Origin of the sequence: Micromonospora sp. NBC_01699, assembly GCF_036250065.1 — a bacterium.
Lineage (GTDB): Bacteria > Actinomycetota > Actinomycetes > Mycobacteriales > Micromonosporaceae > Micromonospora_G.
The window spans coordinates 1,513,285-1,535,191 of the sequence record NZ_CP109199.1 but is presented as its reverse complement, the minus strand read 5'-3'; the positions used below and the strand labels follow the sequence as shown (position 1 = coordinate 1,535,191).

Genomic DNA, 21,907 nt, shown 5'->3' with positions numbered 1-21,907 from the left:
CCGTCGCCCGCCGGCTCGCTGTCCACGGTGGAGGGCGTGACCTCCGGGCGATCTTCGTCAGGCAGTTGCATCGTCCGCCTCAGCTCGTGGCGCGCCGGCAGTCGACCGGCTCGGTGAGCCATCGAGCATACGCGTGGTCCGCCGGCCGGCGACTCCGCCGCGAGTCGTCCCGCCGGCACCGATCGGGGGGACCCGTCGGCACCCGCCCGCATCGCGGACCCGTCGACGGCGGTGCGGAACTAGTCGATGGACTCCAGCATCAGCGCGATGCCCTGGCCGACCCCGATGCACATGGTGCACAGCGCCCGCCGCGCTCCCCGGTGGTTCAGTTCGAGTGCCGCCGTCAGCGCCAGTCGGGCACCGCTGGCGCCGAGCGGGTGCCCCAGCGCGATGGCGCCGCCGTTCGGGTTGACGTGTTCGGCGTCCTCCGGCAGGCCCAGCTCGCGCAGGACGGCGACCGCCTGGGCGGCGAACGCCTCGTTCAGCTCCACCAGGTCGATGTCGCCGATGCCGATGCCGAGCCGGTCGAGTAGGCGGTTGGTCGCCGGCACCGGGCCCATGCCCATCACCCTCGGCGGGACGCCGGCGGCGGCCGAGCCGGTGATCCGAGCCAGCGGCGTGAGCCCGTACCGCCGTACCGCCTCGGCGCTGGCGACCAGCACGGCGGCGGCGCCGTCGTTGACCCCGGAGGAGTTGCCGGCGGTCACGGTGCCGCCGTCGCGGAACGGGGTCGGCAACGCGGCCAGCCGCTCGATCGAGGTCTCCCTCGGGTGCTCGTCGAGCGCGACCGTCCTGGTCTCCCGGCGGCCGGCCGGCACCTCGATCGGCACTATCTCCTCGGCCAGCCGGCCGCTGGTCTGGGCGCGGGCGGCCCGCTGCTGGGAGCGGTACGCGAACGCGTCCTGGGCGGCCCGGTCGACGCCGTACTCGGCGGCGACGTTCTCCGCCGTCTCCGGCATGGCGTCGGTGCCCCAGCCGCGTTGCATCAGCGGGTTGACGAACCGCCAGCCGAGGGTGGTGTCGTAGATCTCCGCCGCGCGGGAGAAGGGGGTGGTCGCCTTCGGCATGACGAACGGCGCCCGGCTCATGCTCTCCACGCCACCGGCCACCACCAGGTCGGCCTGACCGGCGATGATCGCGCGGGCGGCGATGCCGACCGCGTCCAGCCCGGAGCCGCACAGCCGGTTGACGGTGGTTCCCGGTACGGCGTCGGGCAGCCCGGCCAGCAGGGTCGCCATCCGGGCCACGTTGCGGTTGTCCTCGCCGGCCTGGTTGGCGCAGCCGAGCACCACGTCGTCGACGGCCGCCCAGTCGACCGTCCGGTGGCGGGCCACCAGTTCCCGGATCACGTGCGCCGCGAGGTCGTCCGGACGTACGCCGGCCAGCGCGCCGGCGTACCGGCCGATCGGGGTACGGACGCCGGAGACGAGGTATGCCGCTGTCACGCTCGGCAGCATAGCCAGTACGGGTCAGGTCCGACCCCGCCGGAGCGGGCAAGATAGTTTGTCCCCATGCGCCGGACCCTGGTCGCTCGCGGCGCCGCCGCCTGCCTGCTGACCGGAGTGGTCGTCGTGACCCTCGCCGTGGTGGCCGGTCCGACCTCCCCGCTGACCGGGTACGTCAGCGAGGCCGGTGTCGGCTCCAGCGGGTACGCGACCGCGTACCGGATCGGGATTTTCTCGGTGGCGATCGGCCTGTTCCTGCTCGCCGCGGCCGTGCCCCCGACGCTGCGGCCGGCGGCCCTGCTGCTGGCCGTCGGCGCGGCCGGCACCGGGTTGTCCGCCTCGGTCTCCTGCACCGCCGGTTGTCCGCTGCCGCCGTTCGAGCCGACCACCACCCCGGACCTGGTGCACGGCAGCGGCAGCATCCTCGCGGTCGCCTGCGTCGTCTTCGCCATGCTGGTTGTCGCCTGGTCGGACATTGGCGAGCCGGTGCTGCGCCGGCTCGGTCTGGTCGGCGCCTCGTTGGCGCTGCCGCTGTCGGCGACGATCGGGCTGGCCATGCTCACCGTCGGCCGGGGCGCGCTGGTCGGCTCGGTCGAACGGGCGTTGCTGCTCGTCATCGCGCTCTGGGCGATCGGCAGCGCGTTGACAGCGGGCTTCGATCGGGGTGATATGTCAACCAGGCGTCCGGTCGGTTCCGCCGCCCGGGACCGGGGCGGGTCCTGACCCGGCCCGATCGTGACCGCCACACCGTCGTCCGCCAACGCGCCACCTTCGAGAGGACCGCCGATGGCACCCGGTTCCACCGCCCCCGACCTCGTCACCGGTGCCGCCCCGGCGGGCTCGCCGAGCGCCCTGTTCACACCGCTGCGGCTGCGCGGGGTGACCCTGCCCAACCGGGTGGCGATGGCTCCGATGTGCCAGTATTCGGCCGGTCCGGACGGGCTGCCCACCGACTGGCACCGGATCCATCTCGGCGCCCGCGCGGTCGGCGGCGCCGGGCTGGTGCTCACCGAGGCGACCGCGGTGCTGCCGCAGGGGCGGATCAGCCCGCAGGACACCGGGCTCTGGTCGGACGCCCACGTCGACGCCTGGCGGCCGATCACGGCGTTCGTCGCCGGGCAGGGCGCGGTGCCGGCGGTCCAGCTCGCGCACGCCGGCTTCAAGGCGTCGACCTACCGGCCCTGGTCGGAGCGGCGGGGCGGGGTGCCGGACGCGGAGGGCGGCTGGACGCCGGTCGGCCCCGGCACGGAGGCGTTCGCGCCGGCGTACCGGATCCCGACGGCGCTGGACGCCGATGGCATCGCCGTAGTGGTCGACGCGTTCGCGGCGGCCTCTGCCCGAGCGGTGGCGGCCGGGTTCGAAGCGGTCGAGCTGCACGCCGCGCACGGTTACCTGCTGCACGAGTTCCTCTCCCCGCTGTCCAACCAGCGCACCGACTCCTACGGCGGCGACCTGGCCAACCGGATGCGGCTGCCGCTGGAGGTGGCCCGCGCGGTACGGGCGGCGGTCGGCCCGCGGGTGCCGGTGCTGGCCCGGATCTCCGCCACCGACTGGGTGTCCGATGGCTGGTCGGTGGCGGACAGCGTGCTGCTCGCCACCGAGCTGGCCGCCGCCGGGGTGGACCTGGTCGACTGTTCGTCGGGCGGGGTGGTGCCCAGCGCGGCGGTTCCGGTCGGGCCCGGTTACCAGGTGCCGCTGGCGGCCCGGATCCGCCGGGAGGCCGGGGTGCCGACCGGAGCGGTCGGGCTGATCACCGAACCGGAGCAGGCCGAGGAGATCGTCGCCGGTGGGCAGGCCGATCTGGTCCTGCTCGGTCGGGAGCTGCTGCGGGACCCGTACTGGCCGCAGCGGGCGGCGGCCCGGTTGGGCGCCGACCCGGACCGGCCCGCGCAGTACCTGCGCGCCTGGGAGTAGGCAGCAGGTTGTGCCGACAGCGGGTCGGGCGGTTCAGCCCCGGCCGGTGGTGCGCCGACCGCGCCGGGACAGCGAGTCGAGGATGACCGCGGCGAGCAGCACCCCGGCGGTGATCATGAAGCGTACCGACGAGTTGAGCTGGAGCAGGAACATGCCCGAGGTGATCGACCCGAGCACCAGGCTGCCGAGCAGCGCGCCGTAGGTCGATCCCCGGCCGCCGAAGAGGCTCACCCCGCCGATGACGGCGGCGGCGATGGCGATCAGCAGGGTGTCGGCAGCGCCGGTGGACTGGCCGGCGGCGAATCCGCGCGACGCGGTCAGCACCCCGCCGAAGGCGGCGAAGGCGGAGGCGAGCGCGAACACCGAGATCCGGATCAGCGAGACGTTGATGCCGGCCCGGCGGGCGGCCTCGACGTTGCCGCCGACGGCGAAGATGTTCCGGCCGTAGCGGGTCCGGCGCAACACCAGGTCAACGATGATCACCAACCCGACAAAAATCAACAACGCCACCGGTACGCCCTGCCAGGCGTTCAGCACCCCCACCGCGGCGAAGATCAGTACGCCCAGCCCCAGCACCCGCAGCAGCGAGCCGAGCAGGCTCCGGCTCGGCAACCCGGCCGCGGCCCGGCGGCGGCTGTCCACCAGCACCGCCAGGGCGTACACGACCAGCGCGACGGCACCGATCACCCACCCGGAGACGCTGTCCAGGTTGGTGTGGGTCAGCCCGCCGATGAACCCGGTGTACGGGAGGTTGATCGTCCCCTCCGGGCTGAGCAGGTAGAGCTGGAGTCCCTGCCAGCCGATGTTCCCGGACAGGGTGACGATGAACGCGGGCACCCCGAGCCGGGCGAAGATGCTGCCCTGGAAGATGCCGATCGCGATGCCGAAGATGATCGCGACGACCATCGCGGCCACGCCGCCCCACCCGTTGCGCACACTCAGTACGGCCAGCAGCGCGGCGGCCACCCCGGCCACCGAGCCGACCGACAGGTCGATCTCGCCGAGCAGCAGGACCAGCACGATGCCGACGCTGATAGTGCCGGTGGCGGCGATCTGAAGGGCGAGGTTGGTCAGGTTCTGCGGGCTGAGGAAGGCGTCGTTGAGCGACTGGAAGACCGCCCAGATGATGATCAGGCCGATGACAACCGGCCAGGCGCCCAGTTCGCCGCCGCGTAACCGCCGCCGGAGCGCGTCCACCGGGCCGCTGGCGCCCCGGTCGGCCGGGTGTTGCAGGCCGTCACCGGCGGGCGGCTCCGGGCTCGTGGTCGCCGTACTCATGCCGAGACCTCCCGCCGTGTCACGTCCGCTCCTCCGGGTCCGGGGAGTGGGCACCACCGGCCGTACCGCCGGAAGCCGGACCACCGGCCGGGTCGCCGCCGGCCGAACGGCCCGGCGGGGAGTCGGGCACCGGGCCACCGGCGGGGCCGCCGACGACCGGGCCGCCCGACGGGCCGCCGGGACCGGCGGCCGGACCGGCGGCGGGGCCGGCCGGGTCGCCGGAGGTGGCCGGACCGGCCAGGCCACCGCCGCCGCTCTCGGCCGAACGGGCCCGGCGCCGGGTCACCGCGTTGTCCAGCGCCCCGGTGATCGCCTGGACGATCTCCTCCTGGCTGGTCCGCCGCTGGTCGAACACGCCGGCGTTGCGGCCGAGCCGCAGCACCGCGACCCGGTCGGCGACCGCCTTGACGTCGGCGAGGTTGTGGCTGATCAGCAGGACGCCGAGACCCCGCTGCCGGAGTCGTTCGATCAGGTCCAGCACCTCGGCGGTCTGCGCGACGCCGAGGGCGGCGGTGGGCTCGTCGAGCAGTACCAGTTTCGGCTCGCCGAGCAGCGACCGGGCGATGGCCACCGACTGCCGCTGTCCGCCGGAGAGACCGGCGGCCGGCAACCGTACGGACGGGATCTTCACCGAGAGGCTGATCAGCAGTTCCCGCGCCCGGCGCTCCATCCCGATCTCGTCGATCACGAAGCTGCGGGTCAGTTCCCGGCCGAGGAAGAGGTTGGCCACCACGTCGAGGTTGTCGCAGAGGGCGAGGTCCTGATAGACGGTGGCGATGCCCAGCCCGGTGGCGTCGCTCGGTTTGCCGATCTGGGCCGGTCGCCCCTGCCAGCGGATCTCGCCGCTGTCGGCCGGGTTCACCCCGGCGATCACCTTGATCAGGGTTGACTTGCCCGCGCCGTTGTCGCCGACCAGCGCGACCACCTCGCCGGGGTAGACCTCCAGCGAGACGTCGGCGAGCGCCTCGACCGCGCCGAACCGTTTGGAGATGCCCGACAATGCGAGCACCGGTGTGTCGGCCACCGCGCCCACCCCCGTTTCAGATCACGACCCGCCCGGCAGAAGGATCAGGAAATGCCGGTGCCGGGTCAGGAGATGCCCGCGGAGGTACACGGTGCGGCGAACGCGCCGGCACAGATCTGCGCGGCGGTGTAGAAGCCGTCCTTGATCACCGTGTCCTTGATGTTTCCCTTGGTCACGGCCACCGGCTCCAGCAGCACCGAAGCGACGTCCTTGGTCCCGTTGTTGCGCATGATGGTCGACTGTGCGGTGAAGTCCTGCCCGGTCGCCGCGTCGACGGCCATCTGCGCGGCGATGTCCGCCTCGGGCTTGATGGACTTGAAGACCGTCATGAACTGGTCGCCGGAGACGATCCGCTGGACCCCGGCGAGTTCGGCGTCCTGCCCGGTGACCGGGGGCAGCGGCGTACCGAAGCCGGCGCCCTTCATCGAGGCGATCGCGCCACCGGCCATCCCGTCGTTCGCGGCGTAGACCCCGATCACCCGGTCCCGTCCGATGGCGGTGATCGCCTGGTCCATCTCCTGCTGGGCCCGGTCCGGGGACCAGTCCGGGGTGTCGAACTCGTTGCCGATGTTGACCTTCCCGTCCAGTACGGAGTGGGCGCCGGCCTTGAAGTCGGCCGCGTTCGGGTCGGTCGGCGAGCCGTTGATCATCACGATGTCGCCGCGTTTCGGGTTCTGCCCGTTCGCGCTCAACTGGTCCAGCAGCGCCTGCCCCTGCACCATGCCCACCCGACGGTTGTCGTACGAGACGTAGAAGCTGACCGGGCCGGAGGCGAGCCGGTCGTACGCGACCACCGGCACCTTCTGTGACTGGGCATTGTTGACGATCGCGCCGGCGGCCTTGGCGTCGACCGCGTCGAGGATCATCACCTTGATCCCCTGGGTGAGCATCGCCTCGGCCTGCGACTGCTGCTTGGCCGGATCCTGGTCGGCGTTCTGGTAAAGGACCTCACACTTCGGACACAGCTCAGCGAGTTTGGCCTGGATCAGCGGGCGGTCGAAGGTCTCGTACCGGGTGGTCTTGGACTCGGGCAGCAGCAGTCCGATCTTGAAGCCGTCGGCGACCTTGACGTTGCTGGAGGTCGTGCCGCTGCCGCCGCCGTTGTCGTCGTTCCCCCCGCAGCCGGCAGCCGCGGCGGCGAGCCCGGCCACGAGCAGCGCGCTGGTGACGCGCACGGCGGCGCGAGATCTCGTTGACACGTCTACCTCCTGGCTTAGCCGACCCCGCTACCGTGGACATCGCCGCAGCGGATTCACATTTGCCCTGGTTGTCAGCTTGGCGGAAGTAAGCGGTCTTTGGAGCTGCTTTGCCAGCATCGGTGCGCGGTGACGGCAAGGATCCGGCTATGCCCGACCCGGTCCGGCGGGACCCGGATCGAACGCTCAGAACAGGATGGTGGCGAACGTACCGACCGGCCGGAAGCCGCAGCGGTCGTAGACCCGCCGGGCCGGCACGTTGTAGTCGTTGACGTAGAGCGAGACCGTTGGCGCGACCCGGGTCAGCGCGTCGGCGACCACCGCCGCCATGGCGGCCGCGGCGATCCCCCGGCCGCGCCAGCCCGGCGCGACCCAGACCCCCTGGATCTGCGCGGTGCGCCGGGTGACGACCGCGAGTTCGGCCTTGAAGACCACCTGGCCGTCGACAAACCGGGCGTACGCGCGGCGCGCCCGGACCAGGTCGGCCACCCGGCGGCGGTAGCTGCGCCCACCGTCCTCGACCAGCGGCGACACGCCCACCTCCTCGGTGTACATCGCCACCGCGGCCGGGAAGAGCAGGTCGACCTCGGCCGGGCGGACCGGACGCACGTCGGGGTCGGCCGCGATCGCCGGTGCCGCCCCGGTCGCCAGCAACGGCTGGTTCGGCCGTACGTCCCGGGCCGGGCCCCAGTGCGCGGAGAGCTGCTCCCAGAGGCCGAGCACCTCGTCGGCCCGCCCGACGATCGAGGAACAGAACCGGTCCTCGGCGGCGAGCAGTTCGGCGAACGCGGTGATCGCGGACGGGGTGGCGCGTACCGGCGTGAGCTGGCCGCCGACCCAGCAGAGCGACTCGACCTCGCGCCCGGCGCCGTAGCCGTAGACCCGCCCGTCCGCCCGCCACCAGGACAGCCCGTGCGCGGCTATCCGCTCGGCCACCTGGGCAGCCGCGTACGGGTCGAGATCGAGTAGCCGTTCGACCGCGCCCCGCTCGGCCTCGCCGAGTTGCCGCACCGGAACCATCAGCACGCCTACCAGCGTGCCAGATGAGTGGCCGACGGGACGTCACGACGTCCACGCCGAGTCGCACCGAGGGTTGCAGCCGATGCGTTGGCGATATATCGTCGACACATCAGCGATAGTCACAGGAGGAGTTACATGAGTTTCCACCGAAGGTTCCAGGCGATGCACGAGGAGTCCCGGATGCGCGGCGGCTTCGGCTTCCCGCCGTTCTCCCCCGGCGGCGGCCACCCGGGTCACGGCCGGGGACGGGGTCGCGGCCGGGGACGCCGGCCGAACGTGCGCGGCGCCGTACTGGCCCTGCTCACCGAGCGCCCGATGCACGGCTACGAGATGATCCAGGAGCTCGACCAGCGCACCGGCGGTGCCTGGCGGCCGAGCCCCGGTTCGATCTACCCCACCCTGCAACTACTGGAGGACGAGGGCCTGATCGTCGCCGCCGCGGCCGAGGCGGGCGGCGGGCGCAAACGCTTCAGCCTCACCGAGGCCGGTCAGCCCGAGGCGACCGAGGCGGCACAGACGCCGCCCTGGGAGGAGTTCGCCCCCGACACGATCAACAGCTGGCACGAGATCCGCGACGCCGGCTTCCAGGCGATGAACGCCCTCCGCCAGGTCATGCTCAACGGCACCGACGACCAGCGCGAACGCGCCGCCCAGGTGCTCGAAGAGACCCGCCGCAAGCTCTACGCCATCCTCGCCGAATCCGAGTGAGGACCACCCCACACCCACGCAGCAGAAAGGGCATCCCCCACCCGAGGGGATGCCCTTTCGCATACGTACAAAGGTTTTCGCGGCGGCGTCCCCACGACGGGGATCAAGCCTGACGCCCCTGAGTGGGGACGCCGCCGCGAAAACCCCCCGACTAATGCACCGTGACGGTAGGACCGGTGATCATGTCCCGCAGCTCTTCGGGCAACTCCGCACCCATCTCGTCCGCCAACCGCAGCGCCTCTTCGATCAGCGTCTCGACGATCTGCCCCTCGGGCACCGTCTTGATGATCTGACCGCGTACGAAGATCTGGCCCTTGCCGTTGCCCGACGCGACGCCGAGGTCGGCCTCCCGCGCCTCGCCCGGTCCGTTGACCACGCAGCCCATCACGGCCACCCGCAGCGGCACCGGCAGCCCTTCGAGACCGGCGGTGACCTCCTCGGCCAGCTTGTAGACGTCGACCTGGGCCCGGCCACAGGACGGACACGACACGATCTCCAGGCCCCGCTCGCGCAGACCCAGTGACTCCAGGATCTGGTTGCCGACCTTGATCTCCTCGACCGGCGGCGCCGACAGCGACACCCGGATCGTGTCGCCGATCCCCTCGGCCAGCAGCGCACCGAACGCGACCGCCGACTTGATGGTGCCCTGGAACGCCGGGCCCGCCTCGGTCACGCCCAGGTGCAGCGGGTAGTCACACTGCTCGGCGAGCTGCCGGTACGCGCGGATCATCACCACCGGGTCGTTGTGCTTGACCGAGATCTTGATGTCCCGGAAGCCGTGCTCCTCGAACAGCGAGCACTCCCACAGCGCCGACTCGACCAGCGCCTCGGCGGTGGCCTTGCCGTACTTGGCGAGCAGCCGCTTGTCCAGCGAGCCGGCGTTCACACCGATCCGGATCGGCACCCTGGCCGCCTGGGCGGCGCGGGCGATCTCGGCCACCTTGTCGTCGAACTGCCGGATGTTGCCCGGATTCACCCGGACCGCCGCGCAGCCCGCGTCGATCGCGGCGAAGACGTACTTCGGCTGGAAGTGGATGTCCGCGATCACCGGGATCTGGGACTTCTTGGCGATCGCCGGCAGCGCCTCCACGTCGTCCTGGGACGGCACGGCGACCCGAACGATCTGGCAGCCGGACGCGGTCAGCTCGGCGATCTGCTGGAGCGTGGCGTTCACGTCGGAGGTCAGGGTGGTGGTCATCGACTGCACCGAGACCGGGGCGCCGCCACCGACCGGCACGGAACCGACCATGATCTGGCGACTGGTCCGCCGGGGTGCGAGCGGCGGCGGCGGTACGGCCGGCATACCGAGACTGACAGCGGTCACAGGACCCTCACCTTGAAAAGAGCGTGATCGGATTTACCACGTCCGCGGTGACGGTGAGGAGCGTGAACGCGCCACCGATCAGAATCACCACGTACGTTACGGGCATCAACTTAAGGTAGTCGACGCGCCCCGGATCGGGACGCCCCAACCGGGCGAAGATCCAGGTACGGACCCGCTCAAACCAGGCGATGGCGATGTGGCCGCCGTCCAGCGGCAGCAGCGGCAGCAGGTTGAAGATGCCGACGAAGAAGTTCAGCGAGATGAACACCAGGACGAGCACCTCCCAGGCGTCGTTGGCGACCGCCTCGCCACCGAGTCGGCTCGCCCCGACCACGCTGATCGGCGTGTCCGCGTCCCGCTCGCCACCGGTGATCGCGTTCCACAGCGCCGGGACCTTCTCCGGAATCCGCTGCAACGCCTGCACCGTGCCGACCGCCATCTCACCGGTGTAGTCGGCGGTCGCGCCAAAGGCGTCGATCGGGCTGTAGGTGATCATGCCGGGGGTCTGGATGCTGAGTCCGACGCCGAGCGCGGAGACCGGGGAGACCGGTCCGGCGGCGTCACCGAGCGGTGGGCGCTGCACCGAGGCGAGCTTCACCTCGGCCTGCTGGCTGGCGCCGTCCCGCAGGAAGTCGACCTTCGCTGGCGCGTCGACGGGCGTACGCCGGACCACGTCGAGCACGTCGCCCCAGGTGGAGACGGCGGTGCCGTTGACCGCGGTGATCCGGTCGCCGGTACGGAGCTGCGCCTGCGCGGCCGGGCTCGGCGGGTCGGTCGGGGTGCAGGCACGCTGCACGTTCTCCACCACTACGCAGTCGGCCAGGGCGATCACGGCCGGCTGCTGCCGGGCCTGTTCCTCGGTGGTCGGGAAGTCGGGGTTGGGCAGGCCCATGAAGACCGCCGCGAACCAGAGCGCCACGATCGCGAGCAGGAAGTGGGTGATCGAACCCGCCGACATCACGATCGTGCGCTTCCACACCGGGAACCGCCACATCGCCCGTGGCTCGTCGGCCGGGTCGACGTCGTCGTCCTGCGGGGTCATTCCGACGATCTTGCAGAAACCGCCGAGCGGGATCGCCTTGAGTCCGTACTCGGTCTCGCCCCGGCGGAAGGACCAGACGGTCGGGCCGAAGCCCACGAAGTAGCGGGTGACCTTCATCCCGAAGCCCTTGGCCGTGATCATGTGTCCGGCCTCGTGCAAGCTCACCGAGATGAGAATCCCCAGGGCAACCACCACAACCCCGAGCAGGTACAGCATCAAGCTCCCTTCACCGACATCTCGATGATCTTCTGAGCGTGCTCGCGGGCCCAGCTCTCCGCCGCGAGCACCTCCTCGACGTTACCCGGTTCGGCCAGTTCCGGAGCCGCCTCCAGGACCCGCTCCAACGTGTCGACGATGCCGAGGAACGGTAACCGACCCGCCACGAACGCGGCGACACACTCCTCGTTGGCGGCGTTGTAGATGGCCGGTCTGCCCCGGCCGGTCTCTCCGGCCTGCTTCGCCAGCCGGACCGCCGGGAACGCGGCGTCGTCCAGCGGCTCGAAGTCCCAGCGGTGCGCGGCGGTCCAGTCCACCGCGGCGGCGGCGTCGGGCACCCGGTCCGGCCAGCCGAGGGCGAGCGCGATCGGCAGCCGCATGTCCGGCGGGCTGGCCTGGGCGATGGTCGAGCCGTCGACGAACTCGACCATCGAGTGGATCACCGACTGCGGGTGCACCATCACCTCGATGTCGGCGTACGGCACGTCGAACAGCTCGTGCGCCTCGATCACCTCAAGCGCCTTGTTCACCAGCGTGGCGCTGTTGATCGTGACGACCGGCCCCATGTTCCAGGTCGGGTGGGCCAGCGCCTGCTCGGGCGTGACCCCGGTCAGCTCGGCCCGCCGCCGGCCCCGGAACGGGCCACCGCTGGCGGTGAGCACCAGCCGGCGCACCTCGGACCGGGAACCTGCGCGCAGGCACTGGGCCAGCGCCGAGTGCTCCGAGTCGACCGGCACGATCTGGCCCGGCCGCTGCACCGCACTCCGTACGATCGAGCCGCCCGCCACCAGCGACTCCTTGTTGGCCAGCAGCAGCGTACGGCCGGCGCGCAGCGCGGCCAGGGTGGGTGCCAGGCCGAGCGAGCCGACCACCCCGTTGAGTACGGCGTCGGCCGGCCACTGCGCCAGCTCGGTCATCGCCGACGGGCCGGCGAGGATCTTGGGGATGCGGAAACCACCGCTCGGATAGCCGCGCTTGGCGGCCTCGGCGTAGAAGGCGAGTTGCAGGTCCTGGGCGGCCGACGCCTTGGCCACCCCGACCGCCTCGACCCCGAACTCCAGCGCCTGGGCGGCGAGTTCCGCCACGTTGCCGCCGCCGGCACCGAGGGCGACCACCCGGAAGCGGTCCGGATTGCGGCGAACGATGTCGATGGCCTGGGTGCCGATCGACCCGGTCGAGCCGAGCAGCACGATGTCACGGGGAACGCTCACCCGGACATTCTCCCTGAACCACGCCAACTACCGGACACCGAGCCTCACCCCCGCCGATGACCTGCCCAACCACCAAGATCCGAGGGCGCGGGACGACCTCGTCCAGGGGTGGATGGACGAGTCGCGTTCAGGGGCGGATGGACGAGTCGGGTTCAGGGGCGGGGCAGGACGAAGGCTTCCAGTTCCTCGCCGCCGTACCAGTCGGTCCGCCGGCCGATCGGCGTCATGCCCAGCCGGCGGGCGACCGCCATCGAGGCGGTGTTTCCCGGCGACACCACCGCGTAGATCTCGGATGCCCCAACGGCGAACCCGTGTTCGACCGCGGCCCGCCCCGCCTCGGTGGCGAAGCCGTGTCCGTGCGAGTCCGGGTGCAGGTGCCAGCCGACCTCGATGTCCGAGGTGGCGGTCGACCCGTCGAGCCCGGGTAGCGGCTTGAGCAGCACCGTACCGACGACCTGGGCGGTGTCTCGGCGCTGGATCGCCCAGATGCCGTAGCGACCGCCGTGCTCGGCGTGCCGGGCGTGCCAGCGTCGCACCACGGCCGGTGCCCCGGCCGGATCGGTGAGCGGGAGCAACGGCGATGCTCCGAGCCAGCGGGTGACCTCCACCAGGGAGTAGATCTCGAAGATCCGGGCCAGGTCGCCCGGCTCCTCGGTCCAGTCCCGCACGACCAACCGCTCAGTCTCGAACACCGTCATGGCCCGTGAGCCTAAACCAACCCGGCGCCTCTCGTGATCACGAAGAGTCCGGCCGGCCGGAGCGAGCCGAACTCTCCAGGATCACGAGGGGATCCACCGTGGTCGGGCGGAGCCGGACTCTCCAGGATCATGAAGGGATCCGCCCCGGTTGGGCGGGGCCGGACTCGCGCAGGCCGAAGCGGCGGTGGAAGCGGGCCAGCGGGGCGGGGGCCCACCAGTTCCAGCGGCCGAGCAGGCGCATCGTCGCCGGCACCAGCAGCGCCCGGACCAGGGTCGCGTCCACCACTATCGCGACGATCATGCCGACCCCGATCAGCTTGATGAAGGTGGTGCCGCCGGTGGCGAAGCCGGCCACCACCACGACCAGCAGCAGCGCCGCCGCGGTGATGATCCGCCCGGTGTGTTGCAGTCCGGTGGCGACGGCGGCGGTGTTGTCCCCGGTCCGGCCCCACTCCTCCCGTACGCGGGAGAGCAGGAAGACCTCGTAGTCGGTGGCGAGCCCGAACAGTACGGCGAGCATCAGGATCGGATTGCTCGGCTCGATGAAGCCGGTCGGGGTGAAGTCGAGCAGATTCGCGAGATGCCCCTCCTGAAAAATCCAGACGACCACGCCGAACGAGGCGCCGATCGATACCAGGTTCATCAGCACCGCCTTGATCGGCAGCACCACCGAGCCGAAGGCGAGGAAGAGCAGCACCAGGGTTGCCGTCGCCATGATCAGCGCCATCCAGGGCAGTCTGGTGCCGAGGCTGTGCAGCAGGTCGGCGTCGGCCGCCGGGCGCCCACCGACGAGTACCTCGGCGCCGGGCGCCGGCGCAGGCAGCCGGCGCAGTTCGCGTACGGCCGCCTGGGCGGTTTCCCCGGTCGGTTCGCCCCGGTAGGTGACCGAGAGCAGGGTGTGTTCGCCCCGACTGGCCGCCACCCGTACGCCGGTGACGCCGGGCACCCGCCCGACCTGGTCGGCGAACCGCCCGGCCACCTCGACGGGCGCACCCGACACCAGCACGTCGATCGGGTTCGGGTTGCCGCCGGGGAACTCGGCCCCGATCCGCTCGATCACCACCCGTGGCTGCGCGTCGGCCGGCAGCACCCGCTCGTCGAACCCGCCGAACTCGATCCGGGTGAACGGGGTGGCCAGCACCGCGAGCACCACCAGCACCCCGACCAGGTACGGCAGCGGCCGCCGCATCACACTCCGCGCCAACCGCTCCCAACCACCCCCGGCCGTCCCCCTGCCGCGCGCCGCCCCGCCACCCCGAACCGCCCCGCCGGCAGCAGCAGCCGCCGCTCGGGCGGCGCGGCGGCGGGCGCCGGGCAGTGGCACCCGCAGCGCGTTGATCCGGTGCCCGAGTACGGCGAGCAGCGCCGGCAGTACGGTCAGCGCGGCGAGCATGGCGACCAGGACCGCCGCCACCCCGCCCAGCCCCATCGAGCGGAGGAACACCTGCGGGAAGATCAGCAGGCTGGCCAGCGCCAACGCGATGGTCAACCCCGACACCAGCACCGTACGGCCGGCGGTGTCCATCACCCGCGCGACCGCGACCGGGGTGTCGTGCCCGGCGGCCAGTTCCTCGCGGAACCGGCTGACCAGGAACAGCGCGTAGTCGATCGCCATGCCGAGCCCGATCAGCGTGATGATGTTGACGGCGAAGACCGACACCTCGGTCACCAGGTGCAGCAGCCGTACCGCGACGAAGGCGCCGAGGATCGCCAGCCCGCCGATCAGCAGCGGGGTGGCCGCCGCGACCAGCCCACCGAAGATCAGGATGAGCAGCACCAGCAGGACCGGCAGCGAGAGCGTCTCGGCGCGGGTGATGTCCTCGGTGGTCTGCCGATTCGCGGTGACCAGGAACGGAACGGTTCCGCCGATCTCCGTCCGTACGCCGGGCGCGGCCAGGCCCGGTCGCAGCCGTTCGAAGGCCGCGGTCTTGCCGTCCTCGCCGTCGGCCCGCAGTTTCACCAGGGCGTAGGTGGCCCGCCGGTCGGTGGAGAGCAGGGCCGGGGCCCCGGTCGAGTACCAGTCGGTCACGCTGACCACCTCGGGCCGCTGCCGCAGCCGCTCCAGGGTCGCGGTGACCGGCTCCCGGACCGCCGGCCGGTCCACTGTCGTGGTGTCGGTGGAATAGAGCACCAGCACGTCGGCGCCCTGCTCGCCCAGCTCGGCGACTATCCGCTGCTGGGTCCGGCTGGACTCGCTGGCGGGATCGTCGAAGCCGCCGCCGGTCAGCGAGCCGAGCAGACCGGTCCCCCAGGTCGCGCCGAGCACGACCAGGGCCAGCCCGGCGCCGAGCACCGCCCACCGGAACCGGACAACCGCCGCACCCCACCAGCCGAACATCAGACATCCCTCCATACCAAGATCCGGGGTTCAGCCTAGGACCCTCCCGACGGGGCCCGATCCGCACTAGGCTCCCCTGGCATGAGCGCAGAGCTGCCCCGGCGGGCCGACGTGGTGATCATCGGATCGGGTCACAACGGGCTGGTCTCCGCCGTGCTGCTGGCCCGCGCCGGTCTCGACGTGGTGGTGCTGGAGGCGTCCGCGACGCTCGGCGGCGCCACCCGCACCGAGCAGCCGTTCCCGAAGGTGCCGGGACTGCGTCACTCGACCGGGTCGTACCTGCTCGGGCTGATGCCACCGGAGCTGATCGCGCTGCTGGACGTGAAGATCCCGGTGCTGCGCCGCGATCCGCACTACTTCCTGCCGACGCCGGGCGGCCTCGGCTCGCCGTACCTGCTCTTCGGCGGCGACCGGGCGGCGACCAGGGCGCAGATGGCGTCGGTGTTCTCCCCGGCCGACGTGGCCGCCGACGACGCCATGCAGGCCGAACTGGCCGCGCTGCGCGACGATCTCGCGCCGGCCTGGCTGGCCGAGCCGCTGCCGGTCGCGCAGACCGCCGAGCGTTACATCCGGCCGGCGCTGCGCGACGCCTTCATCGACCTGGTCACCGGCTCGGTCGCCGACTATCTGGCCCGGTTCGAGTTCCGCTCCGAGCTGCTGGTCTCCATGTACGCGGTCACCGACGGGCTCTCCGGGCTGAACGCCGGTCCGGACGACCCCGGCACCGGGCACAACTTCCTGGCGCACAACATGTGCCGGCTGCCCGGCGCCGACGGCACCTGGATGATCGCCGAGGGCGGCATGGGCACCGTCTCACGGACGTTCGCCGAAGCCGCCCGCGCCGCCGGGGCCAAGATCTTCACCGGTACGCCGGTCAGCGCGGTCACCCTCACCGGCGGTACGGCCAGCGGCGTGGTGCTCGCCGACGGACGCGAGGTCGACGCCGAGGTGGTGCTCGGCGCCTGCGACCCGTACCGCCTGATCGACCTGCTGCCCGACGGAGCGTTGCCGGCCCCGCTCGGCGAGCGGATGGCGGCGGTACGCCGTACCGGCACCACGCTGAAGCTGAACCTGGCGCTGTCCGGGCTGCCACGGTTCTCCTGCCTGCCGGCGGACGCGCCGAGCCCGTTCGGCTCGACCATCCACCTGCTGCCGGGCTCGGCCTCCCTGCTCGACGGGGCGGCCGGCGAGTCGCCGATGACGGCGCTGCGCGCGATGTGGGCCGACGTGCGGGCCGGACGGCTGCCGGAGGAGCCGACCATCGAGTGGTACCTGCACACCACCGTCGACCCGTCCCTGCGCGACGAGGCGGGGCACCACTCGTCGGCGCTGTTCGTCCAGTCGGTCCCGTACGAGCTGACCGGCACCACCTGGGCCGAAGCCCTTCCGTCCTATGTGGACAAGCTGCTGGCGATCTGCGAGCGGTACGCCCCCGGTGCCGCCGACCTGGTCGCCGACGCGGTACCGCTGCCCCCGCCCGGCATCGAGGCGCACTTCGGCATCACCGGCGGGCACATCCACCACGTCGACAACACCGTCGCGTTCGCCGACCGGATGCCGTACGCCACCGGCATCGACGGCCTGTACGCCGGCAGCGCCGGCTGCCACCCGGCCGGCAGCGTCATCGGCGCCGCCGGCCACAACGCCGCCCGCCGAATCCTCACCGACCTCAACCGCTGACCCCGCTCCGCCCACCCCCGCTTCATCTGGGGGCACTCACGCAGAGCAAGAGTGGCTATCCGCCCGGCGGACAACCACTTTTGCTCTGCAACAGGCGTTACCGGTGGCGCGAGTCAGTCGACGGTGGTTGCTTCGGCGGGGACGGGGGCCTCGGTGCCGGCGCGGTGGGCGCGGATCTCATGGCCGACACTGGTCAGGCAGCGGCCGCTCGGCAGGTCGAAGCGCCAGCCGTGGAGTTGGCAGGTGAGCTGGTCGCCGTCGATGATGCCGAACCGGGTCAGGTCGGCCTTCAGGTGCGGGCAGCGCCGCTGCACCACCCAGTCGCCGAGCTGGATGTCCTCGGCGTCCGGGCGCTGCTCGGCGTACCAGCCTTCGGCGTACTGGAGGCGCTCCTCGGAGAGGCACTTGAAGAAGGCGTACACGAATTCGTTGTACTGGCCGATCCTGGCGGCCGAGAACCGGCAGGACAGGAAGAGCGAGTTCACCCAGTCGACCTCGCCGGAGTGCAGCAGCTGCTCGATCAGCGCCCGCTCGGTACGGAACCGGTAGCGGACCTTCTCGTCGGCGGCGGCCCGCACCTCCTTGCCCGGGAAGTCCACCACGATCGACTCGACCGACTCGCCGTCGTAGCCGACCAGGTCGAACCGGATCGGCCCACCGACGCCCTTGGCCAGGTAGACGGACTCGTCCAGCAGCGGCTCGATCCGGCGCTTCATCTCGCCGAGGACGTCGACCTCCGGGTGTCGCCAGCTCGCCTTGGCCGCCTCGATCACCGGCCGCTGCCGGGCCTGGTACTCGCGCAGGTGTTCTTCCTTGTTGTCGAAGAACTCCCGGACGTCGGCAACCGGGTGGCTGGTTTCGCAGGTCTCGGCGGTCACCTCGGAGACGCTGCCGGGCAGCAGGATGACCCCGTTGTCGTAACCGAGGCCGCTGTAGTGGTCGAGGAAGACCTGCTGGTCGGGGAAGATGTTGCCCTCGTCGCCGTGGATGTCGTTGAACTGCCACAGGTCGTCGTCGAGGAAGCACGGCGGCCCGGCGATCGGGAAGACCCAGGACGCCTTCAGGTCGTCGATGTAGCGGATCGTACGGTCCATCTGACGGTCGCGCTTCTGCTTGCCGAACGCCGTCTTCGCCGCGGTCGGCAGCTCGTAGACCATCGGGTACCAGATAGCGCCGGAGAACTGGATCATCTGCGCGTGTACGTGACCCAGCTCGCGGAAGATGTCCAGGTCGCTCGGGCGGGCGTCGTTCTGGTTGAGCAGCCGGATGCCGTCGTACTCGACCCAGAGTGACGAGTCACCGATCGGGCCGTCGGTCGGGCTGGTCAACGCCTGGATCATCACCTTGAGCCCGCCGTCGAGCTCCACCACCTCGTTGCTGGTGGTACGCAGGAAGCTGGTGAAGCCCAGCTCGCGCAGCTCGTCCTCCAGCTCCGAGGTCGGGTACGCGGGCAGCAGCACGGTCGCCTTCTTCGAGACGAAGCGCTTCAGGTGCGTCGCGTCGAAGTGGTCCCGGTGCAGGTGCGAGACGTAGAGATAGTCGACCTGTCCGAGGGATTCCCAGTCCAACTGTGAATTGTCCGGGAATGGGAACCACGAGGCGAAGTAGGCCGGGTTGACCCACGGGTCGCACAGGATGCTGCCCGCACCCGTGTCGATCCGCATACTGGCGTGTCCCGTACCGGTCACTCGCACCGCGCACTCCTCCTACCGAGAAACATCCCGTACGCCCAACTACCGAGAAACATGTCGTACGCCCAAACGCTACCGGAGCGAGTACGGGGGCCAACCCGCGACGCCAGGTTGGCTGCCGCACAGCAGCGTGGAGACCCTCCGGCGTCGCCGGTGACCGGCGTGCCAGACTGAACCGGAGATTCGATCGTGAGGGGAAGGACCGAACGTGGCAGGAAGCGAGCCGGTAACGTCGCCCGACCAGCACAAGCCGGGGCACCGCAGGGCAGGCCGGATCGGCGCTGTCGTCTCCGCGGCGGCTCTGCTGGCCATGCTGGTCGGTAACCACGAGGGCGCGACCGAGGACATCTGGCTGATCGGCATCGCGGCCGGGCTGCTGCTGATCGTCATCGGCGACACCGTACTGCGCCGCAACGGCCTGCGCTCCTGATCCTCGGCTACGGCCGGGGTCGGGCACAGCGCGCCGGCAACGTACGAAATCAGGCCCGCCCCGGACGGGGACGGGCCTGATTTCACGTTCTGCCCGGTTTCCCGGACGATCATGGCGGCTCAGCGCCGGCGCAGGATGTCCTGCACCTCCTTGAGCGCGGCGTCGACCTCGGCCTCGAAGTAGCCGCCGGGTACCAGACCGAACTTCATCAGGTCGAGTTCGGCCGGGTTGACCGGCATCGGTCCCCGCCCGGACATGCCGCTCAGGATCCCGTCGAACAGCCGGTCCACCTGCTCCGGGTCGTAGCCGCTGCCGAAGCGGCGGACCTGGAAACCGCGACGGATGTTGTCGACCCGCTGCATGTCGCCGCCGGGGCCGCCGGGCATCGGCGGCGGGCCACCGACCGGGGGGCCACCGACCGGCGGACCGCCCATCGGAGGGCCACCCATCGGGGGGCCGGGGATCGGTGGGGGGCCGCCCGCAGGCGGCATGCCGGGGCCGGGGCCGCGTCCGCGCAGGTCGCGGTCGGGCATCCGGATCTCGGCGGTCATGTCCGTCTTACCGTGCCGTCCCGACTCGAAACCGTCGAAACGGTCCTCGGGCGACGGGCCGAAGCCGGGCGGGCCGGCCGGGCCACGAGCGCCGGGCGGCGGGCCGCCGGGTCCACGCGGATTGTCGTAACCGCCTCGGGGCGGGGCGTCGTGACCGCCGCCGCCGAACATGCCGGTGGGCTCGTCGTACCGCCCGTACGGGTCCGGCGGACCTGCCTGGGCCGGCATCGATCGCTGCGGCAGCGACGGCGCGCCCGGAGGCAGCGCCCGGTCGTCCCGCATCGGCGGACCCATGCGGTCGGGCGGACCCATCGGGCCACCCGGCCCCATTCGGTCGGGCTGGCCCATCGGACCACCGGGAGGACCCATCCGGTCCGGCGGGCCCATGCGATCGGGCGGGCCCATGCGGTCGGGCGGACCCATCGGGCCGCCGGGGCCCATTCGGTCGGGCTGGCCCATCGGACCACCGGGAGGACCCATCCGGTCCGGCGGGCCCATGCGATCGGACGGACCCATCGGGCCGCCGGGGCCCATTCGGTCGGGCTGGCCCATCGGACCACCGGGAGGACCCATCCGGTCAGGGGCACCCATCCGGTCGGGCGGGCCCATCCGGGCCGGCAGGCGGGAATCGGCTCCCCGGCTGCCGCCGCCGCGCTCCTCCAGCTCGGCGAGCTGGCGCTCGACCCGGTCGAGATGCAGGTCGACCTGCCACTCGTCGTAGCCGCCGAAACGGACCCGGAACACGACGTCGTGGACCTCCTGGGAGGCGACGGGCGCGCCCGACTGCGAACCGGCGAGCGTGGCCTCGACCCGGTCCAGGAACGTGTCCACCTCGTCGACCTTGTAGCCCCGCCGGAGCGCCTTACGCCGGAAGCGTTGACCCTGACTCGCCACTATGTCTCCTGCTTCGATCGCTCATCACGCAGCCCACTGCGCCGGCCGGCCCATCCGCGGTGCCCAGTCACGTGGCCACCTCGGCCGCGGCCAGCTGCCCACATGCCCCGTCGATCTCCCGTCCGCGGGTGTCACGGACCGTGGTCGACACCCCGGCCTCACGCAACCGTCGGACGAACTCCCGCTCCACCGGCTTCGGGCTGGCGTCCCAGCGGCTGCCCGGCGTCGGGTTGAGCGGAATGAGATTCACGTGTGCCAGCCGTCCGGCCAACAGCCGGCCAAGCAGGTCGGCACGCCACGGCTGGTCGTTCACATCTTTGATCATTGCGTACTCGATGGAAACGCGACGCCCCGTGCGGTCGACGTAGTCCCATGCCGCATCCAGCACCTCGGCGACCTTCCACCGCTGGTTGACCGGTACGAGTTCGTCGCGCAGATCATCATCGGGCGCGTGCAGCGACAGCGCAAGGGTCACCGCCAGGTCCTCGCCGGTCAGCCGGCGGATGGCCGGCACCAGACCGACGGTGGAAACGGTGATGTGGCGCTGGGACAGGCCGAGCCCCTCGGGCGCGGGGGCGCACAGCCGACGCACGGCGGCAATGACCCGGGAGTAGTTGGCCAGCGGCTCACCCATGCCCATGAACACCACGTGCGACAACCGTGGCGGCGAGCCGGCGACCGCACCGGACGCGGCCACACCGGCGAGGTACACCGCCTGGTCGACGATCTCGGCAGTGGACAGGTTCCGGGTCAGACCGGCCTGACCGGTGGCGCAGAACGGGCAGGCCATCCCACACCCGGCCTGGCTGGAGATGCAGACGGTGATCCGGTCGGGATAACCCATCAGCACGCTCTCGACCATCGAGCCGTCGTGCAGCCGCCAGAGCGCCTTGCGGGTCGCACCGTCGTCGCAGGCCAGCTCGCGGACCGGGGTCAGCAGGGTGGGCAGCAGCGCCTCGGCCAGCCGGTCGCGGGTGGCCGCCGGCAGATCCGTCATCTGCGCCGGGTCGCGTACCAGCCGGCCGAAGTAGTGGGTGGAGACCTGCTTGGCGCGGAACGCGGGCTCGCCCAACTCCGCGACCAGCGCCTGCCGATCGGGCAGGGCGAGGTCGGCGAGATGGCGCGGAGGCATCGCCGCGCGGGCGGACTTCACGGCCGCGGTCGGCGCGTCCGGACTGATCGGGATCATGGGCAGGCTCGTCATGGCTTGTCCAGTCTCCCACGCCGACGGAAACACGCACCTGGCC

General features: G+C 71.6%; 17 protein-coding genes and 1 pseudogene. 5 read left to right on the top strand and 13 right to left on the bottom strand.

All coding sequences use genetic code 11. The features are described from left to right. Window positions 1-239 precede the first annotated feature (239 nt). On the bottom strand, window positions 240-1,445 hold the full coding sequence (gene pcaF, locus OG792_RS06940) for a 3-oxoadipyl-CoA thiolase (RefSeq protein WP_329108395.1): 1,206 nt from the start codon (window positions 1,443-1,445) through the stop codon (window positions 240-242). A 66-nt stretch (window positions 1,446-1,511) separates the two neighbouring features. On the opposite strand from pcaF, the gene OG792_RS06935 reads away from it, so the two are divergent. Next, complete coding sequence (locus OG792_RS06935) at window positions 1,512-2,168, top strand: DUF998 domain-containing protein (protein WP_329108394.1); 657 nt, start codon at window positions 1,512-1,514, stop codon at window positions 2,166-2,168. Between the two features lie 63 nt (window positions 2,169-2,231). Next, on the top strand, window positions 2,232-3,359 hold the full coding sequence (locus OG792_RS06930; protein ID WP_329108393.1) for an NADH:flavin oxidoreductase/NADH oxidase: 1,128 nt from the start codon (window positions 2,232-2,234) through the stop codon (window positions 3,357-3,359). Window positions 3,360-3,392: 33 nt separating this feature from the next. On the opposite strand, the gene OG792_RS06925 is transcribed toward OG792_RS06930, so the two are convergent. The 4 genes and pseudogenes from OG792_RS06925 to OG792_RS06910 all read right to left on the bottom strand — a co-directional run bounded on the left by OG792_RS06925 (window position 3,393) and on the right by OG792_RS06910 (window position 7,883). Then, window positions 3,393-4,637: a sugar ABC transporter permease gene (locus tag OG792_RS06925; RefSeq protein WP_329108392.1), complete on the bottom strand. Its 1,245-nt coding sequence runs from the start codon at window positions 4,635-4,637 to the stop codon at window positions 3,393-3,395. Between the two features lie 184 nt (window positions 4,638-4,821). Next, a pseudogene (locus OG792_RS06920) lies at window positions 4,822-5,661 on the bottom strand (ATP-binding cassette domain-containing protein); the annotation flags it as partial. 65 nt (window positions 5,662-5,726) lie between these two features. After that, entirely contained in the window at window positions 5,727-6,860 is a 1,134-nt protein-coding gene (locus OG792_RS06915; RefSeq protein WP_329108390.1) for a sugar ABC transporter substrate-binding protein, read from the bottom strand. A 183-nt stretch (window positions 6,861-7,043) separates the two neighbouring features. After that, window positions 7,044-7,883: a GNAT family N-acetyltransferase gene (locus tag OG792_RS06910; RefSeq protein ID WP_329108389.1), complete on the bottom strand. Its 840-nt coding sequence runs from the start codon at window positions 7,881-7,883 to the stop codon at window positions 7,044-7,046. A 129-nt stretch (window positions 7,884-8,012) separates the two neighbouring features. Here OG792_RS06910 and OG792_RS06905 point away from each other — a divergent pair, with 129 nt between their 5' ends. Continuing rightward, window positions 8,013-8,585, top strand: a complete 573-nt coding sequence (locus OG792_RS06905) for a PadR family transcriptional regulator (RefSeq protein ID WP_329108388.1) — start codon at window positions 8,013-8,015, stop codon at window positions 8,583-8,585. Window positions 8,586-8,736: 151 nt separating this feature from the next. Here the strand turns inward: OG792_RS06905 and ispG are convergent, their stop codons facing one another. The 5 genes from ispG to OG792_RS06880 all read right to left on the bottom strand — a co-directional run bounded on the left by ispG (window position 8,737) and on the right by OG792_RS06880 (window position 15,414). Continuing rightward, window positions 8,737-9,909: a flavodoxin-dependent (E)-4-hydroxy-3-methylbut-2-enyl-diphosphate synthase gene (ispG, locus tag OG792_RS06900; RefSeq protein WP_329108387.1), complete on the bottom strand. Its 1,173-nt coding sequence runs from the start codon at window positions 9,907-9,909 to the stop codon at window positions 8,737-8,739. Between the two features lie 7 nt (window positions 9,910-9,916). Next, the gene (locus OG792_RS06895; protein ID WP_329108386.1) at window positions 9,917-11,167 is read right to left on the bottom strand and encodes a M50 family metallopeptidase; all 1,251 of its coding nucleotides are present in this window, start codon (window positions 11,165-11,167) and stop codon (window positions 9,917-9,919) included. After that, window positions 11,167-12,378, bottom strand: coding sequence for a 1-deoxy-D-xylulose-5-phosphate reductoisomerase (gene dxr, locus OG792_RS06890; RefSeq protein ID WP_329108385.1), 1,212 nt, complete (start codon window positions 12,376-12,378; stop codon window positions 11,167-11,169). Before dxr ends, OG792_RS06895 begins: the two co-directional genes overlap by 1 nt. Before the next feature lie 152 nt (window positions 12,379-12,530). Further along, complete coding sequence (locus OG792_RS06885; RefSeq protein ID WP_329108384.1) at window positions 12,531-13,076, bottom strand: GNAT family N-acetyltransferase; 546 nt, start codon at window positions 13,074-13,076, stop codon at window positions 12,531-12,533. A gap of 127 nt (window positions 13,077-13,203) precedes the next feature. Continuing rightward, complete coding sequence (locus OG792_RS06880) at window positions 13,204-15,414, bottom strand: MMPL family transporter (protein WP_329108383.1); 2,211 nt, start codon at window positions 15,412-15,414, stop codon at window positions 13,204-13,206. An 81-nt stretch (window positions 15,415-15,495) separates the two neighbouring features. Here OG792_RS06880 and OG792_RS06875 point away from each other — a divergent pair, with 81 nt between their 5' ends. Beyond that, on the top strand, window positions 15,496-17,094 hold the full coding sequence (locus OG792_RS06875) for a phytoene desaturase family protein (protein WP_329108382.1): 1,599 nt from the start codon (window positions 15,496-15,498) through the stop codon (window positions 17,092-17,094). 113 nt (window positions 17,095-17,207) lie between these two features. Here the strand turns inward: OG792_RS06875 and OG792_RS06870 are convergent, their stop codons facing one another. After that, the gene (locus OG792_RS06870; protein ID WP_329108381.1) at window positions 17,208-18,788 is read right to left on the bottom strand and encodes a Rieske 2Fe-2S domain-containing protein; all 1,581 of its coding nucleotides are present in this window, start codon (window positions 18,786-18,788) and stop codon (window positions 17,208-17,210) included. A 205-nt stretch (window positions 18,789-18,993) separates the two neighbouring features. On the opposite strand from OG792_RS06870, the gene OG792_RS06865 reads away from it, so the two are divergent. Beyond that, the gene (locus tag OG792_RS06865) at window positions 18,994-19,215 is read left to right on the top strand and encodes a DUF2631 domain-containing protein (RefSeq protein WP_326560373.1); all 222 of its coding nucleotides are present in this window, start codon (window positions 18,994-18,996) and stop codon (window positions 19,213-19,215) included. Window positions 19,216-19,334: 119 nt separating this feature from the next. On the opposite strand, the gene OG792_RS06860 is transcribed toward OG792_RS06865, so the two are convergent. Both OG792_RS06860 and rlmN read right to left on the bottom strand, forming a co-directional pair. Then, a complete protein-coding gene (locus OG792_RS06860) occupies window positions 19,335-20,660 on the bottom strand; it encodes a DivIVA domain-containing protein (RefSeq protein WP_329108380.1) in 1,326 nt (441 codons plus the stop codon). Window positions 20,661-20,727: 67 nt separating this feature from the next. After that, complete coding sequence (gene rlmN, locus OG792_RS06855) at window positions 20,728-21,864, bottom strand: 23S rRNA (adenine(2503)-C(2))-methyltransferase RlmN (RefSeq protein ID WP_329108379.1); 1,137 nt, start codon at window positions 21,862-21,864, stop codon at window positions 20,728-20,730. Between the last annotated feature and the right edge of the window lie 43 nt (window positions 21,865-21,907).

Excerpts from the sequence above, each read along its gene's own strand:
- OG792_RS06935 (WP_329108394.1), top strand. The coding sequence starts at position 1,512 with ATGCGCCGGACCCTGGTCGCTCGCGGCGCCGCCGCCTGCCTGCTGACC.
- OG792_RS06930 (WP_329108393.1), top strand. The coding sequence starts at position 2,232 with ATGGCACCCGGTTCCACCGCCCCCGACCTCGTCACCGGTGCCGCCCCG.
- OG792_RS06925 (WP_329108392.1), bottom strand. The coding sequence starts at position 4,637 with ATGAGTACGGCGACCACGAGCCCGGAGCCGCCCGCCGGTGACGGCCTG.
- OG792_RS06905 (WP_329108388.1), top strand. The coding sequence starts at position 8,013 with ATGAGTTTCCACCGAAGGTTCCAGGCGATGCACGAGGAGTCCCGGATG.
- OG792_RS06895 (WP_329108386.1), bottom strand. The coding sequence starts at position 11,167 with ATGCTGTACCTGCTCGGGGTTGTGGTGGTTGCCCTGGGGATTCTCATC.
- OG792_RS06885 (WP_329108384.1), bottom strand. The coding sequence starts at position 13,076 with ATGACGGTGTTCGAGACTGAGCGGTTGGTCGTGCGGGACTGGACCGAG.
- OG792_RS06880 (WP_329108383.1), bottom strand. The coding sequence starts at position 15,414 with ATGTTCGGCTGGTGGGGTGCGGCGGTTGTCCGGTTCCGGTGGGCGGTG.
- OG792_RS06875 (WP_329108382.1), top strand. The coding sequence starts at position 15,496 with ATGAGCGCAGAGCTGCCCCGGCGGGCCGACGTGGTGATCATCGGATCG.
- rlmN (WP_329108379.1), bottom strand. The coding sequence starts at position 21,864 with ATGACGAGCCTGCCCATGATCCCGATCAGTCCGGACGCGCCGACCGCG.